At 63.4% G+C, this 12,923-nt stretch carries 13 protein-coding genes; 5 read left to right on the top strand and 8 right to left on the bottom strand.

Annotation, left to right across the window (positions count from 1 at the left end; genetic code table 11):
• Positions 1 to 8 precede the first annotated feature (8 nt).
• Genes KIO74_RS20930 through KIO74_RS20920 form a run of 3 tightly spaced genes read left to right on the top strand, consistent with a single transcriptional unit; the run spans position 9 to position 1,970 of the window.
• On the top strand, positions 9 to 761 hold the full coding sequence (locus KIO74_RS20930; protein ID WP_213333761.1) for an ABC transporter ATP-binding protein: 753 nt from the start codon (positions 9 to 11) through the stop codon (positions 759 to 761).
• On the top strand, positions 761 to 1,468 hold the full coding sequence (locus tag KIO74_RS20925) for an ABC transporter ATP-binding protein (RefSeq protein WP_213333759.1): 708 nt from the start codon (positions 761 to 763) through the stop codon (positions 1,466 to 1,468). Before KIO74_RS20930 ends, KIO74_RS20925 begins: the two co-directional genes overlap by 1 nt.
• Positions 1,469 to 1,523: 55 nt before the next feature.
• Positions 1,524 to 1,970: a cupin domain-containing protein gene (locus tag KIO74_RS20920; protein WP_213333758.1), complete on the top strand. Its 447-nt coding sequence runs from the start codon at positions 1,524 to 1,526 to the stop codon at positions 1,968 to 1,970.
• 160 nt (positions 1,971 to 2,130) lie between these two features.
• Here the strand turns inward: KIO74_RS20920 and KIO74_RS20915 are convergent, their stop codons facing one another.
• Entirely contained in the window at positions 2,131 to 3,054 is a 924-nt protein-coding gene (locus tag KIO74_RS20915) for a LysR family transcriptional regulator (protein ID WP_213333756.1), read from the bottom strand.
• Positions 3,055 to 3,286: 232 nt separating this feature from the next.
• Between KIO74_RS20915 and KIO74_RS20910 the strand changes: the two genes are divergently transcribed.
• Together KIO74_RS20910 and KIO74_RS20905 are read left to right on the top strand one after the other, a co-directional pair.
• Positions 3,287 to 4,219, top strand: coding sequence for a ring-cleaving dioxygenase (locus tag KIO74_RS20910; protein WP_213333755.1), 933 nt, complete (start codon positions 3,287 to 3,289; stop codon positions 4,217 to 4,219).
• Positions 4,220 to 4,302: 83 nt separating this feature from the next.
• Entirely contained in the window at positions 4,303 to 4,929 is a 627-nt protein-coding gene (locus KIO74_RS20905; protein WP_213333753.1) for an alpha/beta hydrolase, read from the top strand.
• Between the two features lie 99 nt (positions 4,930 to 5,028).
• Here the strand turns inward: KIO74_RS20905 and KIO74_RS20900 are convergent, their stop codons facing one another.
• From KIO74_RS20900 to mce, 7 genes are all read right to left on the bottom strand, one after another.
• Positions 5,029 to 6,252 (bottom strand): multidrug effflux MFS transporter, encoded by a 1,224-nt coding sequence (locus KIO74_RS20900; protein ID WP_291979569.1) that lies wholly within the window; start codon positions 6,250 to 6,252, stop codon positions 5,029 to 5,031.
• Complete coding sequence (locus KIO74_RS20895; protein ID WP_213333751.1) at positions 6,249 to 6,707, bottom strand: MarR family winged helix-turn-helix transcriptional regulator; 459 nt, start codon at positions 6,705 to 6,707, stop codon at positions 6,249 to 6,251. The genes KIO74_RS20900 and KIO74_RS20895 overlap by 4 nt, the downstream gene beginning before the upstream one ends.
• Before the next feature lie 157 nt (positions 6,708 to 6,864).
• Entirely contained in the window at positions 6,865 to 7,254 is a 390-nt protein-coding gene (locus KIO74_RS20890) for a DUF930 domain-containing protein (RefSeq protein ID WP_213333749.1), read from the bottom strand.
• Between the two features lie 50 nt (positions 7,255 to 7,304).
• Complete coding sequence (locus KIO74_RS20885; RefSeq protein WP_213333745.1) at positions 7,305 to 8,966, bottom strand: Na/Pi cotransporter family protein; 1,662 nt, start codon at positions 8,964 to 8,966, stop codon at positions 7,305 to 7,307.
• 306 nt (positions 8,967 to 9,272) lie between these two features.
• Entirely contained in the window at positions 9,273 to 9,779 is a 507-nt protein-coding gene (locus tag KIO74_RS20880) for a flavin reductase family protein (protein ID WP_213333744.1), read from the bottom strand.
• Positions 9,780 to 10,230: 451 nt separating this feature from the next.
• The gene (locus tag KIO74_RS20875) at positions 10,231 to 12,099 is read right to left on the bottom strand and encodes an ABC transporter ATP-binding protein (protein ID WP_213333742.1); all 1,869 of its coding nucleotides are present in this window, start codon (positions 12,097 to 12,099) and stop codon (positions 10,231 to 10,233) included.
• Between the two features lie 401 nt (positions 12,100 to 12,500).
• Positions 12,501 to 12,911, bottom strand: coding sequence for a methylmalonyl-CoA epimerase (gene mce / locus KIO74_RS20870; protein ID WP_213333734.1), 411 nt, complete (start codon positions 12,909 to 12,911; stop codon positions 12,501 to 12,503).
• Positions 12,912 to 12,923 lie beyond the last annotated feature (12 nt).

Below are 12,923 nucleotides of genomic sequence, written 5' to 3'. Positions count from 1 at the left end.
ACCAGGCTATGAACGGACCTCTTCTCGTCCTCGATCACCTTGCGAAGAACTATGGAGCGCTGAAGGTCACGGACGACGTGTCCTTGCATGTCGGCGCCAATGAGCTTCACGCCATCATCGGCCCGAACGGCGCCGGCAAGACGACGCTGATCCACCAGATCTCGGGCCTCGCCCGTCCCGATACGGGGCGCATCCTCTTCGCGGGCGAGGACATCACGCAGCGGACCATGGCGGAACGCACCGCGGGAGGCCTCGCCCGTTCCTTCCAGATCACCTCCATCCTGCCGGACTTCTCGGTGCTGGAGAATGTCGCGCTCGCGGTCCAGGGGCGCTCGGGGTCGAGCTTCCGTTTCTTCCGCAACGCGAGCAAGGAGGAGGAACTGAACGCCCCCGCGCGGGTCATCCTCAACCAGTTCGGCCTGCTGCCGCGCGCGGCCGTGCCGGCCGGTCTCCTCTCCTACGGTGAGAAACGGCAGCTCGAACTCGCCATCGCGCTCGCGACACGCCCCCGCCTGCTGTTGCTTGATGAACCGCTCGCCGGCACGAGCCATGAGGAATCGGCACGCATCATCGCGACGCTCAAGAGCCTCAAGGGCACGCTCGGCATCCTCCTGATCGAGCATGACATGGACGCGGTCTTCCAGCTGGCCGATCGCATTTCCGTGCTCGTCTACGGCCGCGTCATCGCCACGGGATCCGCCGATGAGGTGCGCAACAATGCGGAGGTCCGCTCGGCCTATCTCGGCGAGGAGGCCGCCTGATGCTCCGTGTGCGTGATCTCCAGGCGGCCTACGGGCCTGCCAAGGTTCTCTTCGACATCTCCTTCGAGATCGGCGCCGGCGAGGTCGTCACGCTGCTTGGCCGCAACGGCATGGGCAAGACGACGACGATCAAGACCATTATCGGCCTGTTGCCCGCGACCGGCGGCTCGGTGAGCTTCAACGACAAGCCGCTGGCGGGGCAGCCGGCCTATCGGGTCGCTCGCCAGGGCATTGGCCTCGTGCCGGAAGGCCGGCAGATCTTCCCCAATCTCACGGTGGAGGAAAACCTGGTCGCGACGGCCTCGCCCGGCCCGGACCGCAGCAAGGCGCCGCGCTGGTCGCTGCCCGATATCTACGCGCTTTTTCCACGCCTCAAGGAGCGGCGCGGCAATCTCGGCAACCAGCTCTCTGGTGGTGAGCAGCAGATGCTCGCCATCGGCCGCGCGTTGATGACGAACCCCCGCCTTCTCATGCTCGACGAGGCGACTGAGGGACTCGCGCCGCTGATCCGGGAAGAGATCTGGAACTGCCTGCGCCAGCTCAAGAACGAGCATCAGGCGATCCTCGTCGTGGACAAGAATGTCGATGCCTTGACCACTTTCGCGGATCGCCATGTGGTCATCGAAAAGGGCGCGGTTGTGTGGACCGGCACGAGCAGCGCGCTGAAATCTGATCCGAGCGTGAAGGACCGCTTTCTCCATGTGTGAGGCTGACTGAAAACGGCCCCTCCAATCCAAGAGCGTAAAAAGAGAGGTAAACCCCATGTCGATTGCAGAGACCGCAGGTATTCGCAAGGCCAATGACGGTCTGGATGGCATCACCTGGAATATCCTTGGCCAGACTTATGTGCCGAAGACACGAACAGACGACAGCTTCTCCTGGCACGCGACCTTCCCGCCCGGCACCTTCGTGCCGCCGCATATCCATCCCGACCAGGATGAATATATCTATATGCTTGAAGGCGAATTGACCTTCTGGCTGGAAGGCGTCGAGAACAAGGCCGGCCCCGGTGATCTCGCCCGCCTGCCGCGCGACAAGGCCCATGGCATCTTCAACAAGAGTGACCAGCCCGCCAAATGCCTGTTCTGGGTAAGCCCGACGCAAAAGCTGTTCGAGCTGTTCACCGCCATCCACGGCGTTCCCGACCCGGCCGAGGTCGTGCGCCGGGCGGCGCTTCACAACATTCACTTCCTTCCGCCGGAAGCCTGAGGCGACGGCGAGCGGCAGGCGGCCGCGCGGTCATTCGCTAGCGTCCCCTCTCCCGTGTGGGAGAGGGACAGGGTGAGGGGTCCGACGAGCAGCGCCAACTCCCCTCACCCCAACCCTCTCCCCGCCGGGGAGAGGGAGAACCGCTGGCGGCCTCCCCGAGTCAGATCAGGTCACCCTCCATATAGCGGCGGCACTGGCTCATTTCGGCGGCGAGAAAATCCATCAGCGCGCGCACGCGGGCGTTGTGGCGCAGGTCCGGGTGGGTGAGAAGCCACAGCTGCGCCTCGAACTGCTTGTCCGGGGGCTGCAGCCGAACCAGCGACGGGCGCGCATCGGCGATGAAACAGGGCAGATGACCGATGCCCAGACCCGCCTCGATCGCCTCGGCGAGCCCGAGCACCGTATTGACCTTGTAGCCGACATTCTCGGGCGCGATATGGGTCCGCACGAAGCGTACCACATTGAGCGAGCCGAGATTGTCACCGAGTGAGACCCAGGTCCTGTTGCACAGCGTCGCAAGATCGGCGTTGCGCTGGGTCTCCGGGTCGGGAAAGTCGCTCGCCCGGCCATAGAGCGCCCAGGCGACATTGGCGATGCGGCGTCCGACGAGATTCTCGGGTGGCTTGTCAGTCGCGCGGATGGCGACATCGGCATCCCGCTTGGACAGGTTGAGCGCCTGGTTGGTCAGCACGACGTCAAGCTGGATCGTCGGGTAGGCCTCACGAAACTGGGCGAACAGGGATGTCAGAAGATGCACCAGGAGTGAGTCGTTGGTGGTGACGCGCAGTTCACCGGCCGGCGCCAGTTCCCGCCCGACAAGCTTGCGGGTCACCGCCGTGATGTCGGCATCGACCCGTTCCGCGACGGCGACGATCTCCTCTCCCGCCGGCGTCAGCGCGTAGCCCGCCCGGTGGCGCTCGAACAGCTTGACGCCGAGCGCCTCCTCGATCTGGCCGAGACGTCTGAAAACGGTCGAATGGTTCACGCCCATCTGCGCCGCGGCGGCGGGTAACCCGCGCGCGTCCGCGATCGCCTTGACCAGACGGAAGTCGTCCCAGGCCAGATGCTTGAAAGGCTCAACCATGACGCGGCTCCCCATGCCACAACCATCGGCCGGGTTGGCCAAGGGCCCCTGAGCTTAACGGCAAACTCATATCGAGAAAAGCAGAACAGACATTGCATCAACGCAATGGAAACACCCTGGCGCTTCGAGCGATTGGCGCTATCTCTAGACACATCGAAGGCGGCCATGACCGCCCGGCACCGAGCTTCCGGATGCGTGTCCGTCGAAGCTCCCCCGAAGGAGGGTACGATCGATGGTCCAGAATGGCATTCACCACGTCACCGCTATCGCCGGTCCCGCGCGTCGCAATTTTCATTTCTACACGGAAGTCCTCGGCCTGCGTTTCGTGAAGCGCACGGTGAACTTCGATGATCCCGGCACCTACCACTTCTATTTCGGGGACGAGGCCGGATCACCCGGCACCATCCTCACCTTCTTTCCGTGGGAGCATGTGGCGCCCGGCCGCCTCGGCGTCGGCGAGACGCAGGAGACGGTGTTCCGCGTGCCGGAGGGTTCCATCGGGTACTGGACGCACCGCTTCGTCGAGAAGGGCGTGGTGCACCAGGCTCCGGAGAAACGCTTCGGTGAAACGGTGCTGGCGTTCAAGGATCCGGACGGCATGCGGCTTTCCCTCGTCGGCGTTGCGGGCATCGAAGCCGAACCCGCATGGGGCGGCAGCGACGTTCCCGCGGAGAACGCGATCCGCGGCTTTCACAGTGTCAGCCTGCTGATCAAGGACGCAGCACCAACAGGCGCGATCCTGACGGACGTTCTCGGCTTCAGCGAAGTCGGCCGTGAGGGCACGCTCATCCGCTACAAGGCGGGCGATACCGCGATCGGCGGTATCGTCGACCTGCGCGCCGCCGGCGAGTTCCTGCCGGCGCGCATGGGGGGTGGGTCGGTTCACCATGTCGCCTTCCGCGCGGCTGACGATGCCGCGCAGGAGGCGATGGTCAGGAAGCTGCGGGAGAACCACGGCATCCAGACCACGGAGCAGAAGGACCGCAATTACTTCCGGTCCGTCTATTTCCGCGAACCCGGCCATGTGCTCTTCGAGATCGCGACCGATGATCCCGGCTTCGCAGCCGACGAGCCGCTGGCCTCGCTCGGCCAGGCGCTGAAGCTTCCGTCGTTCCTGGAGCGCCGCCGCGCGGAGATCGAGGCTGTGCTTCCCGAGCTCGGCTAATCCCGGGCGAGCGAAGACAAGACACCTGTCCTGCGCCCTCGCGGCGCGGGACAGCGCTTAACCTGATTTGCAAGGAGGCCGTCATGAGCGCCGCTTTGTCGTTTATCCACCGCTTCGAACCCGCCACGCAGGCCGGCCTCGCTCCACTCCTGTTGCTGCATGGAACCGGGGGTGACGAGAACGACCTCCTGTCGCTCGGCCGTCTGCTGGCGCCCGGCGCCGCGCTCCTGTCACCGCGTGGCAAGGTATCAGAGGGTGGAGCGCCGCGCTTTTTCCGGCGTCTCGCCGAAGGGGTCTTCGACGAGGACGATGTCCGCCGCCGCGCCGACGAACTCGCGGGCTTCGTTCGCGAGGCGCGGGCGGCCTATGAGCTTGCGGCACCGATTGCGGTCGGCTTCTCCAATGGCGCGAATATCGCGGCCGCCCTCCTCTATCGCCAGCCGGATGCGCTGGCCGGCGCGGTGTTGCTGCGCGCCATGGTCCCTCTGCCGGAGGCGCCCACACAGGGCCTGGCCGGGCATCCCGTGCTCATCCTCTCTGGAGCGATGGATCCCATTGTGCCCGAAGAGAATGCCAACCGGCTCACCGCCGCCCTTGCCGAGGCCGGTGCGGCTGTGACACACCACGTGCTGCCCACCGGACACGGCCTATCCCAGGCCGATGTCAACCTCGGCAGGCAGTGGCTCGCCGAGCAGGCCTCACAAAACTAAGGCGGATCCAGCTTGGGTGGCATCATCCGATACCATCCAAGTCTCCGACTTGGTTCGTCTATTCCTGAGCGGGGCGAGCCCGCGACCATCCGACCTGCATTAGCGGAGCTTCGGCGCGTTGCGCTGGGCGATCATGAAGGCGATCTGCGCGACGATGGTGGCGCCGCCCAGTACCAGGGCGGCCGCCAGCGCGGGATGCGAGCCGACGCCGGCCAGCCCCGCGCAAAGCGCGCCCACCGACATCTGCGCGAAGCCGTAGAGTCCCGATGCCGAACCCACCACCTTCGGGTTGACGCTGACGGCCTGAGTGAGAGCCGTTGGCGCGGCAAAGCCGGCCCCGAACAGGAAGAGGAACATAAGGCCGACGACCCAGGACACGGTGAGATGTCCGCTTGCGACGACCCCAAGGAACACGAGCGCCGCCACGAGGCTCACGAGATTGCCACCGATCAAGAGCGATCGGATCGGCACGCGCATGATCAGACGGCTGACGACGATGCTGCCGATCCAGATGCCGGTGACCAGGATCGCAAGATAAATCCCCACCTCATAGGCGGAACGCCCCAGCTCGTTGATGAAGATGAAGGGGGCCGCACCGATGAACGCATACATAGACGTCGTGGCGCAGCCGCCGCCGATGGCGTAGCCGAGGAAAGCAGGCGATGTGAGAAGGCTGCGATAGTTGCGCGCCAGCGTCGTAACGGAATTGTCGCCGCCCGCCCGCCGCGTCTCCGGCAGAAGCCACACCGTGAACATGATGTTCATCACACCGAACAAGGCAAGCAGCACAAAGATGAAGCGCCAGCCAGCCGTGGACATCACCGCGCTGCCTATCAGCGGCGCGACCGCAGGCCCGGCCGTGATGAACAGATTCACGAGTGCAAGGCTTCGGACAGAATCCTGCGGGCTGGAGGTATCGCGGATGATGGCGCGGCTGAGCACCATCCCAACACAGCCACCCATGGCCTGGAACAGGCGCGCCGCGATCAGCGCATGCGCGCTCGGCGCCATCGCGGCGGCGATGCCGGCCATGATATAGAGGGATAGCCCCGCAATGAGTGTCGGCCGTCTGCCGAAACGGTCCGCGATCGGACCATAGATCAACTGCCCGACAGCAAGCCCGAGGATGTAGAGGCTGATCGTCAGCTGCATCGCACCGACGCTGGCGCTCAGATCCTGCGCCACCTGCGGCAAAGCCGGCACGAAGATGTGCATGGCGAGCGTCGCGCTGAAAGTGAGCGAGGCGAGAAGCCACAATGGTACCCTCGGACGTGGCTCTTCAACCAGGCCGCCGGCCGTAGGCTCCTTCATCGGGGCGTTCACGCGATGATCTCCTCACCGGATGGGGAAAGAACCGTCGCGATATGATCCAGAACACGCATTGTGGTGGCGAGATCGTCGGGGGCGACATCCGCCAGCGCCATCTCGCGCACTTCCCGCGCAAATACCTCCACGCGCTGCACCGTGGCATGGCCAAGCGCCGTCAGCACGATGGCCTTCGTGCGACGGTCCCTCCCCTCACGACGCTCGACCAACCCGGCACGCTGCAACGAATCGAGCAATCGGACGACGGATGAACGATCCAGCGACAAGGATGCGGCCAGATCCTTCTGGTACATGGGATGCGGCGCGCGGGCAATGCGCAGCAGCGGAAGCCAGGTCGCTTCCGTCAAATCGAAGGGTTGCAGGTGGCGATCAACAGCACGGCGCCATTGGCGCGCGGCATGGGCGAGCAGCGGCCCAAGGCGGCTGCGCTCCTGGAAGGGAAGAACAGACATGACGGTCTCGGAACTAGATGCCCTACCAATAGATGACATATCATCAATTCTGGCACAAATTCCCATGATAGAACGCTGATCTGCGCTCAAAGCATGGGCGAGACACGACTTCAAGGAGCGGCGGCCGTGGCCGCGACGGCACCGGATAAGGTCTTCGCTACTGCCAGAGCCCGAATTTCGCCCATTGCGCTTCGGGGATCATGGGCCCGATCTTATAGTCAAACGCCGTAATCGTCATGCGATCCGGGCTGGCCTCGCAGCTGAAGCTGTAGCGATACCAATGGCCGGCGCTGCGAAAAGCCCCGCCAGCGCCAGTGAGCCGATCACCGTCGCGCTCGGTGGGGCTGATGGCATCGGCGAGGGCACGGTCCGGACGATAGGCAGTTGCATCGTGACGGATGCGCGCCATCGCCTCAACATCGCAAAGCTGCGTGAAACGCTCCGCCGGATCGAGCTTCCGGAGACTGGCTTCCAGTCGCGGATCGACGGCGTAAGAGGGAGTGACCATCAGACAGAAAATGAACAAGGTCGCCGATGGCTTTAACATCGATTACAGATCCTCATTGTCAAAATCTCTGCCACCAAAATCCGTCGGGACTATTCGCCGGTGGCCGCAATGCGGCTTGGTAACAGATCCCCTGTACGCTCAAGTACAGGGTAGGCGGCGGCCGCGACTATATGCGAATTGATGAGCTTGATGTCGCGCAGAAGATCAAGATGCAGTGAGCTGGTCTCAGTGGTATCCAGGCGCCCGGTGCGGAGACGCGCAAAATGCGCGCCCGTAGCAGCGTTCTCGGCGTCACGAAAGGCTACCTTCTCCTCCGCGAGAAGCCGCGCCGCCCGCGCGTCCTCTGTCATGAAAAGCGACGCAGCCGTTCGAAGGTTGGCGATGAGCCGATCCATCAAAGCCAGCAGTTCTTCCTGCCCCTCCTTGGAAAAGGTGAGCCCTCGCTTGAGGCGCTTTGAGGCATGGGGCAGCAGGTTGCGATCGATGACATCGCCGGCCTGTTCGAGATTCATTGTAAACGCGAGAACCTCGTTCAGGCGCCGATGATCGGCGTCGCTTAATTCCTCGGGATCGATCGAGGTGAGGTAAGTCTTGATCGCGGTATTGAGGCTATCGAGAATATCATCGAGGCGCTTGGTCTCGCTGATGATCTTGCGGTCATCCTTGGCTAGGGCATCGCGCGCGCCCCGTAACATGTTCTCCAGCATGTCGGCCAGTCGCAAGGCCTCGCGGGAGGCGCTGCCCAACGCGACGATCGGCGTCTCCTTGGCGGCGTTGTCGAGATAGATCGGCTGCGCCGGATCGTTCGCCTTGGCGCGCTCGGGCAAGATCTTCTCGAGGAAACGACTGTAGGGTCCGAGAAACGGAAAGAACACAGCCGCGATGACAAGATTAAAGAAGGTGTGGAAATCAGCCACCATGCGCCCCGCATCCCCGTCGAGGCGAACCATCAAGCCTGAGATCGGATCGATCAGCGCGAGCGCGATAACGCCACCGACGATCCGGTTCAGCAGATTGCCAATGGGCAGCCGCTTGGCAGCCGGGTCGTCACTCGTCGTTCCCTCGAGCACGGGATTGACCGCGGTTCCGATATTGGCGCCGATGACGAAGGCGATGGCGGCTTCCGGCGGAATGACGCCGTTGGTCGCAAGCGACATGATCAGCAGCACGACCGCCACGCTGGAATGAAACGCCCAGGTGACGATGATACCCAGCAGCACATCGATGATCGGCAGGGTCGAAACCGCTCCGAGCAAGACCTTGAGGCCAGGCGCATTCTCAAAGGGCGCCATCAGCGTCAGCATCTGATGCAGCGCGATCAGGATGAGCCCAAGCCCGATGAAGACGCGCCCGAGATCATGCAGCCGCGTGCTGGAATCGCGGCGGAACATCACGACGCCGAACAGGATCAGGCCGGGCGCGAAGGCGGCGACGTCGAAGGACAGCACCTGCACGATCAGCGTGGTGCCGACATTGGCCCCGAGCATGACCGCAAGCGCCGGCATCAGGCGAACCAGGCCGTCCGCCGCAAAGCCGGTCACCATAAGGCCAGTCGCCGTACTGCTCTGCAGGACGGCCGTGACGCCGAGACCGGCGAGAAAGGCGGACAGTCGATTCCGCAGTGCCGAGCCGAGGAATGTCCGCAGATGGGGCCCAAAAGCGCGCTGCACTCCGGTCTGGACCATGTGGGTGCCCCAGAGCAGCAACGCGACGTAGCCGGCCAAGTTAATCAGTGCGAAAGAAATGGCCATGGAGGGACCGTGCTTTCCTCAGCGCATCTTGTTCTATTGGCATGTGGTCCAGGCGGCACTGACACCTGATGCCGATACTCCAATCGACCTCACCTGAAGGCGTCCACATCCTAAAAAACAGGAAACGGCTCGGGCAAGAGGCGATAAAGTCCAAAATCAATGCGCAAACGCTGATCTTTGGCACAAGCGGACGATGATAGCCGGCATTGCGTTGTGAGCAAGCCGGCTACGCTTTTCCGAGAACACGATGAACAGCTTACGCGCTGAAAAACGGGACCGGCGTCACACCCACCCCGTCAGCTGCTCTCACTTGAGGGCGCGGTAACGGCCATGCCAGTAGAGCAACGGGTCGACGTCGGTGCCGGCAAGCCTGACAGCGCAGACCTGACCGATCAGGATTGCATGGGTATGGCGCTCGATCGCCTCTTCGAGCTTGCAATCGATAGCGACCAACGCTCCCTCCAGTAGGGGAGCGCCGGTGGCGGCGGTGATCCAGGTGGCCCCGGCGAACCGATCCTGGCCTTTCGTGCCATGACGCCCGGCGAACCGATCCGCGATCTCCTCCTGGCCCTCGGCAAGGATATTGACGCCGAAGGCCTGGTATTTCCTCATTGTCGGCCAGGATGAGGCGTTTTTGTTGATGAAGGCGGTAACGCGCGGCGGTTCCATGGAAAAGGAGGACACGGACGTGGCGGTAAAGCCGTTGCGGTCGTCGCCCTCACCAACCGTCAGCACGGAGACCGCACCGGCCAATGTGCGCATGGCAGAGCGAAACTCAGCCGTGATCTCTGCCATGTCAGTTACATCGTTCATTCCGTCGTCCTCATCGTAAACCCGACTGCAGCAACATGTTTGCGGAACACGGCAGAGTTTCCGGCATTCCAATCGGCCCGCTGCTCCTGTGCGACATTCTCAGCAAGAGAGCCACAATCACTAGCATTTATCGATCGTTGCCAGCGGCACCGGCAATCGTCAAGCTGGCAGCGGACCGCAGCCATTCTGGCAAACGCACCACTGCGAGGCTCAAAAGCAGTTCCAACGGTAGCGCGCGGCGGTCTCCCGTCCGGAATCAAAGGCGGGCAGAGAGACAGAGTATCTTCCAAACCCCGTTCTGTCGGGAATGCTCTCGTCCCTCCGGTGATCCGCCCGGCCTCGCAATCGAAAAGGCCCCCGCCGAAACCACTCGGGCATTTCAACGCACGCCCCAAAGAAAAGACCCCGGATCAACGAAGATCCGGGGTCTGAGCTATGTCCAGCTGAACAATCAGGCGGCGAGCGCTGTCTTGGGTTCCCATTCAGCGCCCCAGACCTGCACGAAATGGCCCGGAGAGACTTCGCGATATTCGCGAACTGGAGGGACGTAGTCGGCCGCGCGCACCGGACTCTTGATCTCGTCGTTCGAGACCGGATGCTTCTGGCCGCGCCGGGCCGGATCCGGGATCGGCACCGCCGCCATCAGCTTCTTCGTATAGGGGTGCTGCGCGTTGCCGAACACCGCGGCGCGAGGACCGATCTCCACGATCTCGCCGAGATACATCACCGCCACACGATGGCTGACGCGCTCCACGACCGCCATGTCATGCGAGATGAAGAGATAGGCGAGGCCCATGCTCTCCTGCAGATCGAGCATCAGGTTCACCACCTGCGCCTTGATCGAGACGTCGAGCGCCGACACCGCCTCGTCCGCGATGATCAGCTTCGGCTTCAGCGCCAAGGCTCGCGCGATGCAGATGCGCTGGCGCTGGCCGCCCGAGAACTCGTGCGGATAGCGACTCGCCATATCGGCGGTGAGGCCGACGCGGTGCAGAAGGTCCGCCGTCATCTCGCGCGCCTGCGCCCTCGAAGCGAGGCCGTGCGTCAGGATCGGCTCGGCGATGGCCGCACCCACCGTCGCGCGCGGGTTGAGGCTCGCGAAGGGATCCTGGAAGATCATCTGCATGTTGCGGCGCATCTCGCGCAGCTTCTCACGCTTCAGTTCCAGAACGTTCTGGCCGTCGACCATCACTGTGCCGGAATTCGGCTCGACGAGCCGCACGATCGAGCGGCCGGTCGTCGACTTGCCGCAACCGGATTCGCCGACAAGCGCCAGTGTCTCGCCTGATTTGACGGAGAAGGACACGTTTTCCACCGCATGCACGCGTCCCGAGACCCCGCCGAACAGCCCGGAGTGGATGTCGAAGCGGGTGATGAGGTTCTTCACCTCGAGCACCGGCCGGTCCTTCTCCTTCACCGTGTCCGGCGTTTCCACCGGCACGTCGGACTCGCCCGTCGTTTTGTCGACCACCGGGAAGCGCATCGGCCGCGCGCGGCCTTCCATCGAGCCCAGACGTGGCACGGCCGACAGCAGCGCACGGGTGTAAGGCGCCTTCGGGGCACTGAAGATCGTTGCCGTGTCGCCCGCTTCGACTGCCTCGCCCTTGTACATGACCACGGTGCGGTCGGCGATCTCGGCCACCACGCCCATGTCATGGGTGATGAAGAGCACCGACATGCCCTCCTCGTCCTGGAGTATTTTGATCAGGTCGAGGATCTGGGCCTGGATGGTGACGTCGAGCGCCGTCGTCGGTTCGTCGGCGATGAGAAGCTTCGGCTTGCAGGCGAGCGCCATGGCGATCATCACGCGCTGGCGCATGCCGCCCGAGAAACGGTGTGGATATTCATCGAAGCGGGACTTCGCCGCAGGGATGCGCACCTTCTCCAGGAGACGGATCGTCTCGGCCTTGGCCTCGCTCTGCGACATGCCGCGGTGCAGCATCAATGCTTCGGCGATCTGGTAGCCGATCGTCAGCACCGGGTTGAGCGACGTCATCGGCTCCTGGAAGATCATCGCGATGTCGTTGCCGCGAATCTTGCGCATCTCATGCTCAGGCAAAGTCAGGAGATCCCGGTCACCGAGGCGGATGGAGCCTTCCACACGACCGCTCGAGGCGGAGATAAGCCGCATGATCGACAGCGCCGTCACGCTCTTGCCAGAGCCTGATTCACCGACGATGGCCACGGTTTCGCGCGGCGCTACATCAAAGGAGATATTGCGTACAACGGGGCGAAGCTGACCCTCGACAAGGAACGATGTGGTCAAATTCGCGACGGAGATGACGGGCTTAACCCCGGCCTTGTTCACACTATCACTCACGACGTCACCCCGTTTGCGCTCAATACCTTCACGTGCCCCTCCGGCAAGCGAAACTCTTTTGATTGAAGACCTCAGCCTTGAAGCGAAGCCAGCGATTTCATGCAAGCCCGCGAGGGCTCACGCAAATGTGGCATACAATGCAGGACATTGTCACCTGCCTCGTCAAGGCTGGACGAGGCTACCCAGAGGCGGCGCGCTGGAGCATGGTGATTCACACGGAACCACCTCGTCATTCCGGGGCGCGCCATAAGGCCCGAGCCCGGAACCCATGAACACCACGGTGAATCAACGGAACGCCGGCCCGACGCGCTTTCTTGTGCGCCCTCGTGTTCATGGGTTCCGGGCTCTTCGCTGACGCGAAGACCCGGAATGACCAGCGGATTTTCTCGGAATGCGGCGCGCTAAGGCGCGGCTTCTTCCAGCTCGATCAGAGTGCCGTTGAAATCCTTGGGATGCAGGAACAGCACCGGCAGGCCATGGGCGCCGGTCTTGGGCTCCCCGCTGCCGAGCACGCGCGCGCCCGTGGCCACGAGATGGTCCCGCGCCGCCAGAATGTCATCCACCTCGTAGCAGAGATGGTGAATCCCGCCTGACGGGCTCTTGGCCAGAAAGGACGCGATCGGCGAGCTCTCGTCGAGCGGTTCCATCAATTCGATCTTGGTGTTGGGCAAGTTGACGAAGACGAGCCGCACACCGTGCGCAGGCAAGGTCTGCGCCGGCGTGACATTGGCGCCGAGACTGTCGCGATAGAGCGCCGCCGCTGCTTCGAGATCCGGCACGGCGATGGCCACGTGGTTCAAGCGTCCGATCATGGCTATCTCCTG

This window comes from Chelatococcus sp. HY11, assembly GCF_018398335.1.
In the GTDB taxonomy this organism is placed as follows: domain Bacteria; phylum Pseudomonadota; class Alphaproteobacteria; order Rhizobiales; family Beijerinckiaceae; genus Chelatococcus.
This window is presented reverse-complemented; position numbering and strand designations above follow the sequence as displayed.

Coding starts and splice junctions, on each gene's coding strand:
- KIO74_RS20920 (WP_213333758.1), top strand. CDS start 1,524: ATGTCGATTGCAGAGACCGCAGGTATTCGCAAGGCCAATGACGGTCTG.
- KIO74_RS20925 (WP_213333759.1), top strand. CDS start 761: ATGCTCCGTGTGCGTGATCTCCAGGCGGCCTACGGGCCTGCCAAGGTT.
- KIO74_RS20905 (WP_213333753.1), top strand. CDS start 4,303: ATGAGCGCCGCTTTGTCGTTTATCCACCGCTTCGAACCCGCCACGCAG.
- KIO74_RS20885 (WP_213333745.1), bottom strand. CDS start 8,966: ATGGCCATTTCTTTCGCACTGATTAACTTGGCCGGCTACGTCGCGTTG.
- mce (WP_213333734.1), bottom strand. CDS start 12,911: ATGATCGGACGCTTGAACCACGTGGCCATCGCCGTGCCGGATCTCGAA.
- KIO74_RS20930 (WP_213333761.1), top strand. CDS start 9: ATGAACGGACCTCTTCTCGTCCTCGATCACCTTGCGAAGAACTATGGA.
- KIO74_RS20910 (WP_213333755.1), top strand. CDS start 3,287: ATGGTCCAGAATGGCATTCACCACGTCACCGCTATCGCCGGTCCCGCG.
- KIO74_RS20915 (WP_213333756.1), bottom strand. CDS start 3,054: ATGGTTGAGCCTTTCAAGCATCTGGCCTGGGACGACTTCCGTCTGGTC.
- KIO74_RS20895 (WP_213333751.1), bottom strand. CDS start 6,707: ATGTCTGTTCTTCCCTTCCAGGAGCGCAGCCGCCTTGGGCCGCTGCTC.
- KIO74_RS20880 (WP_213333744.1), bottom strand. CDS start 9,779: ATGAACGATGTAACTGACATGGCAGAGATCACGGCTGAGTTTCGCTCT.
- KIO74_RS20890 (WP_213333749.1), bottom strand. CDS start 7,254: ATGTTAAAGCCATCGGCGACCTTGTTCATTTTCTGTCTGATGGTCACT.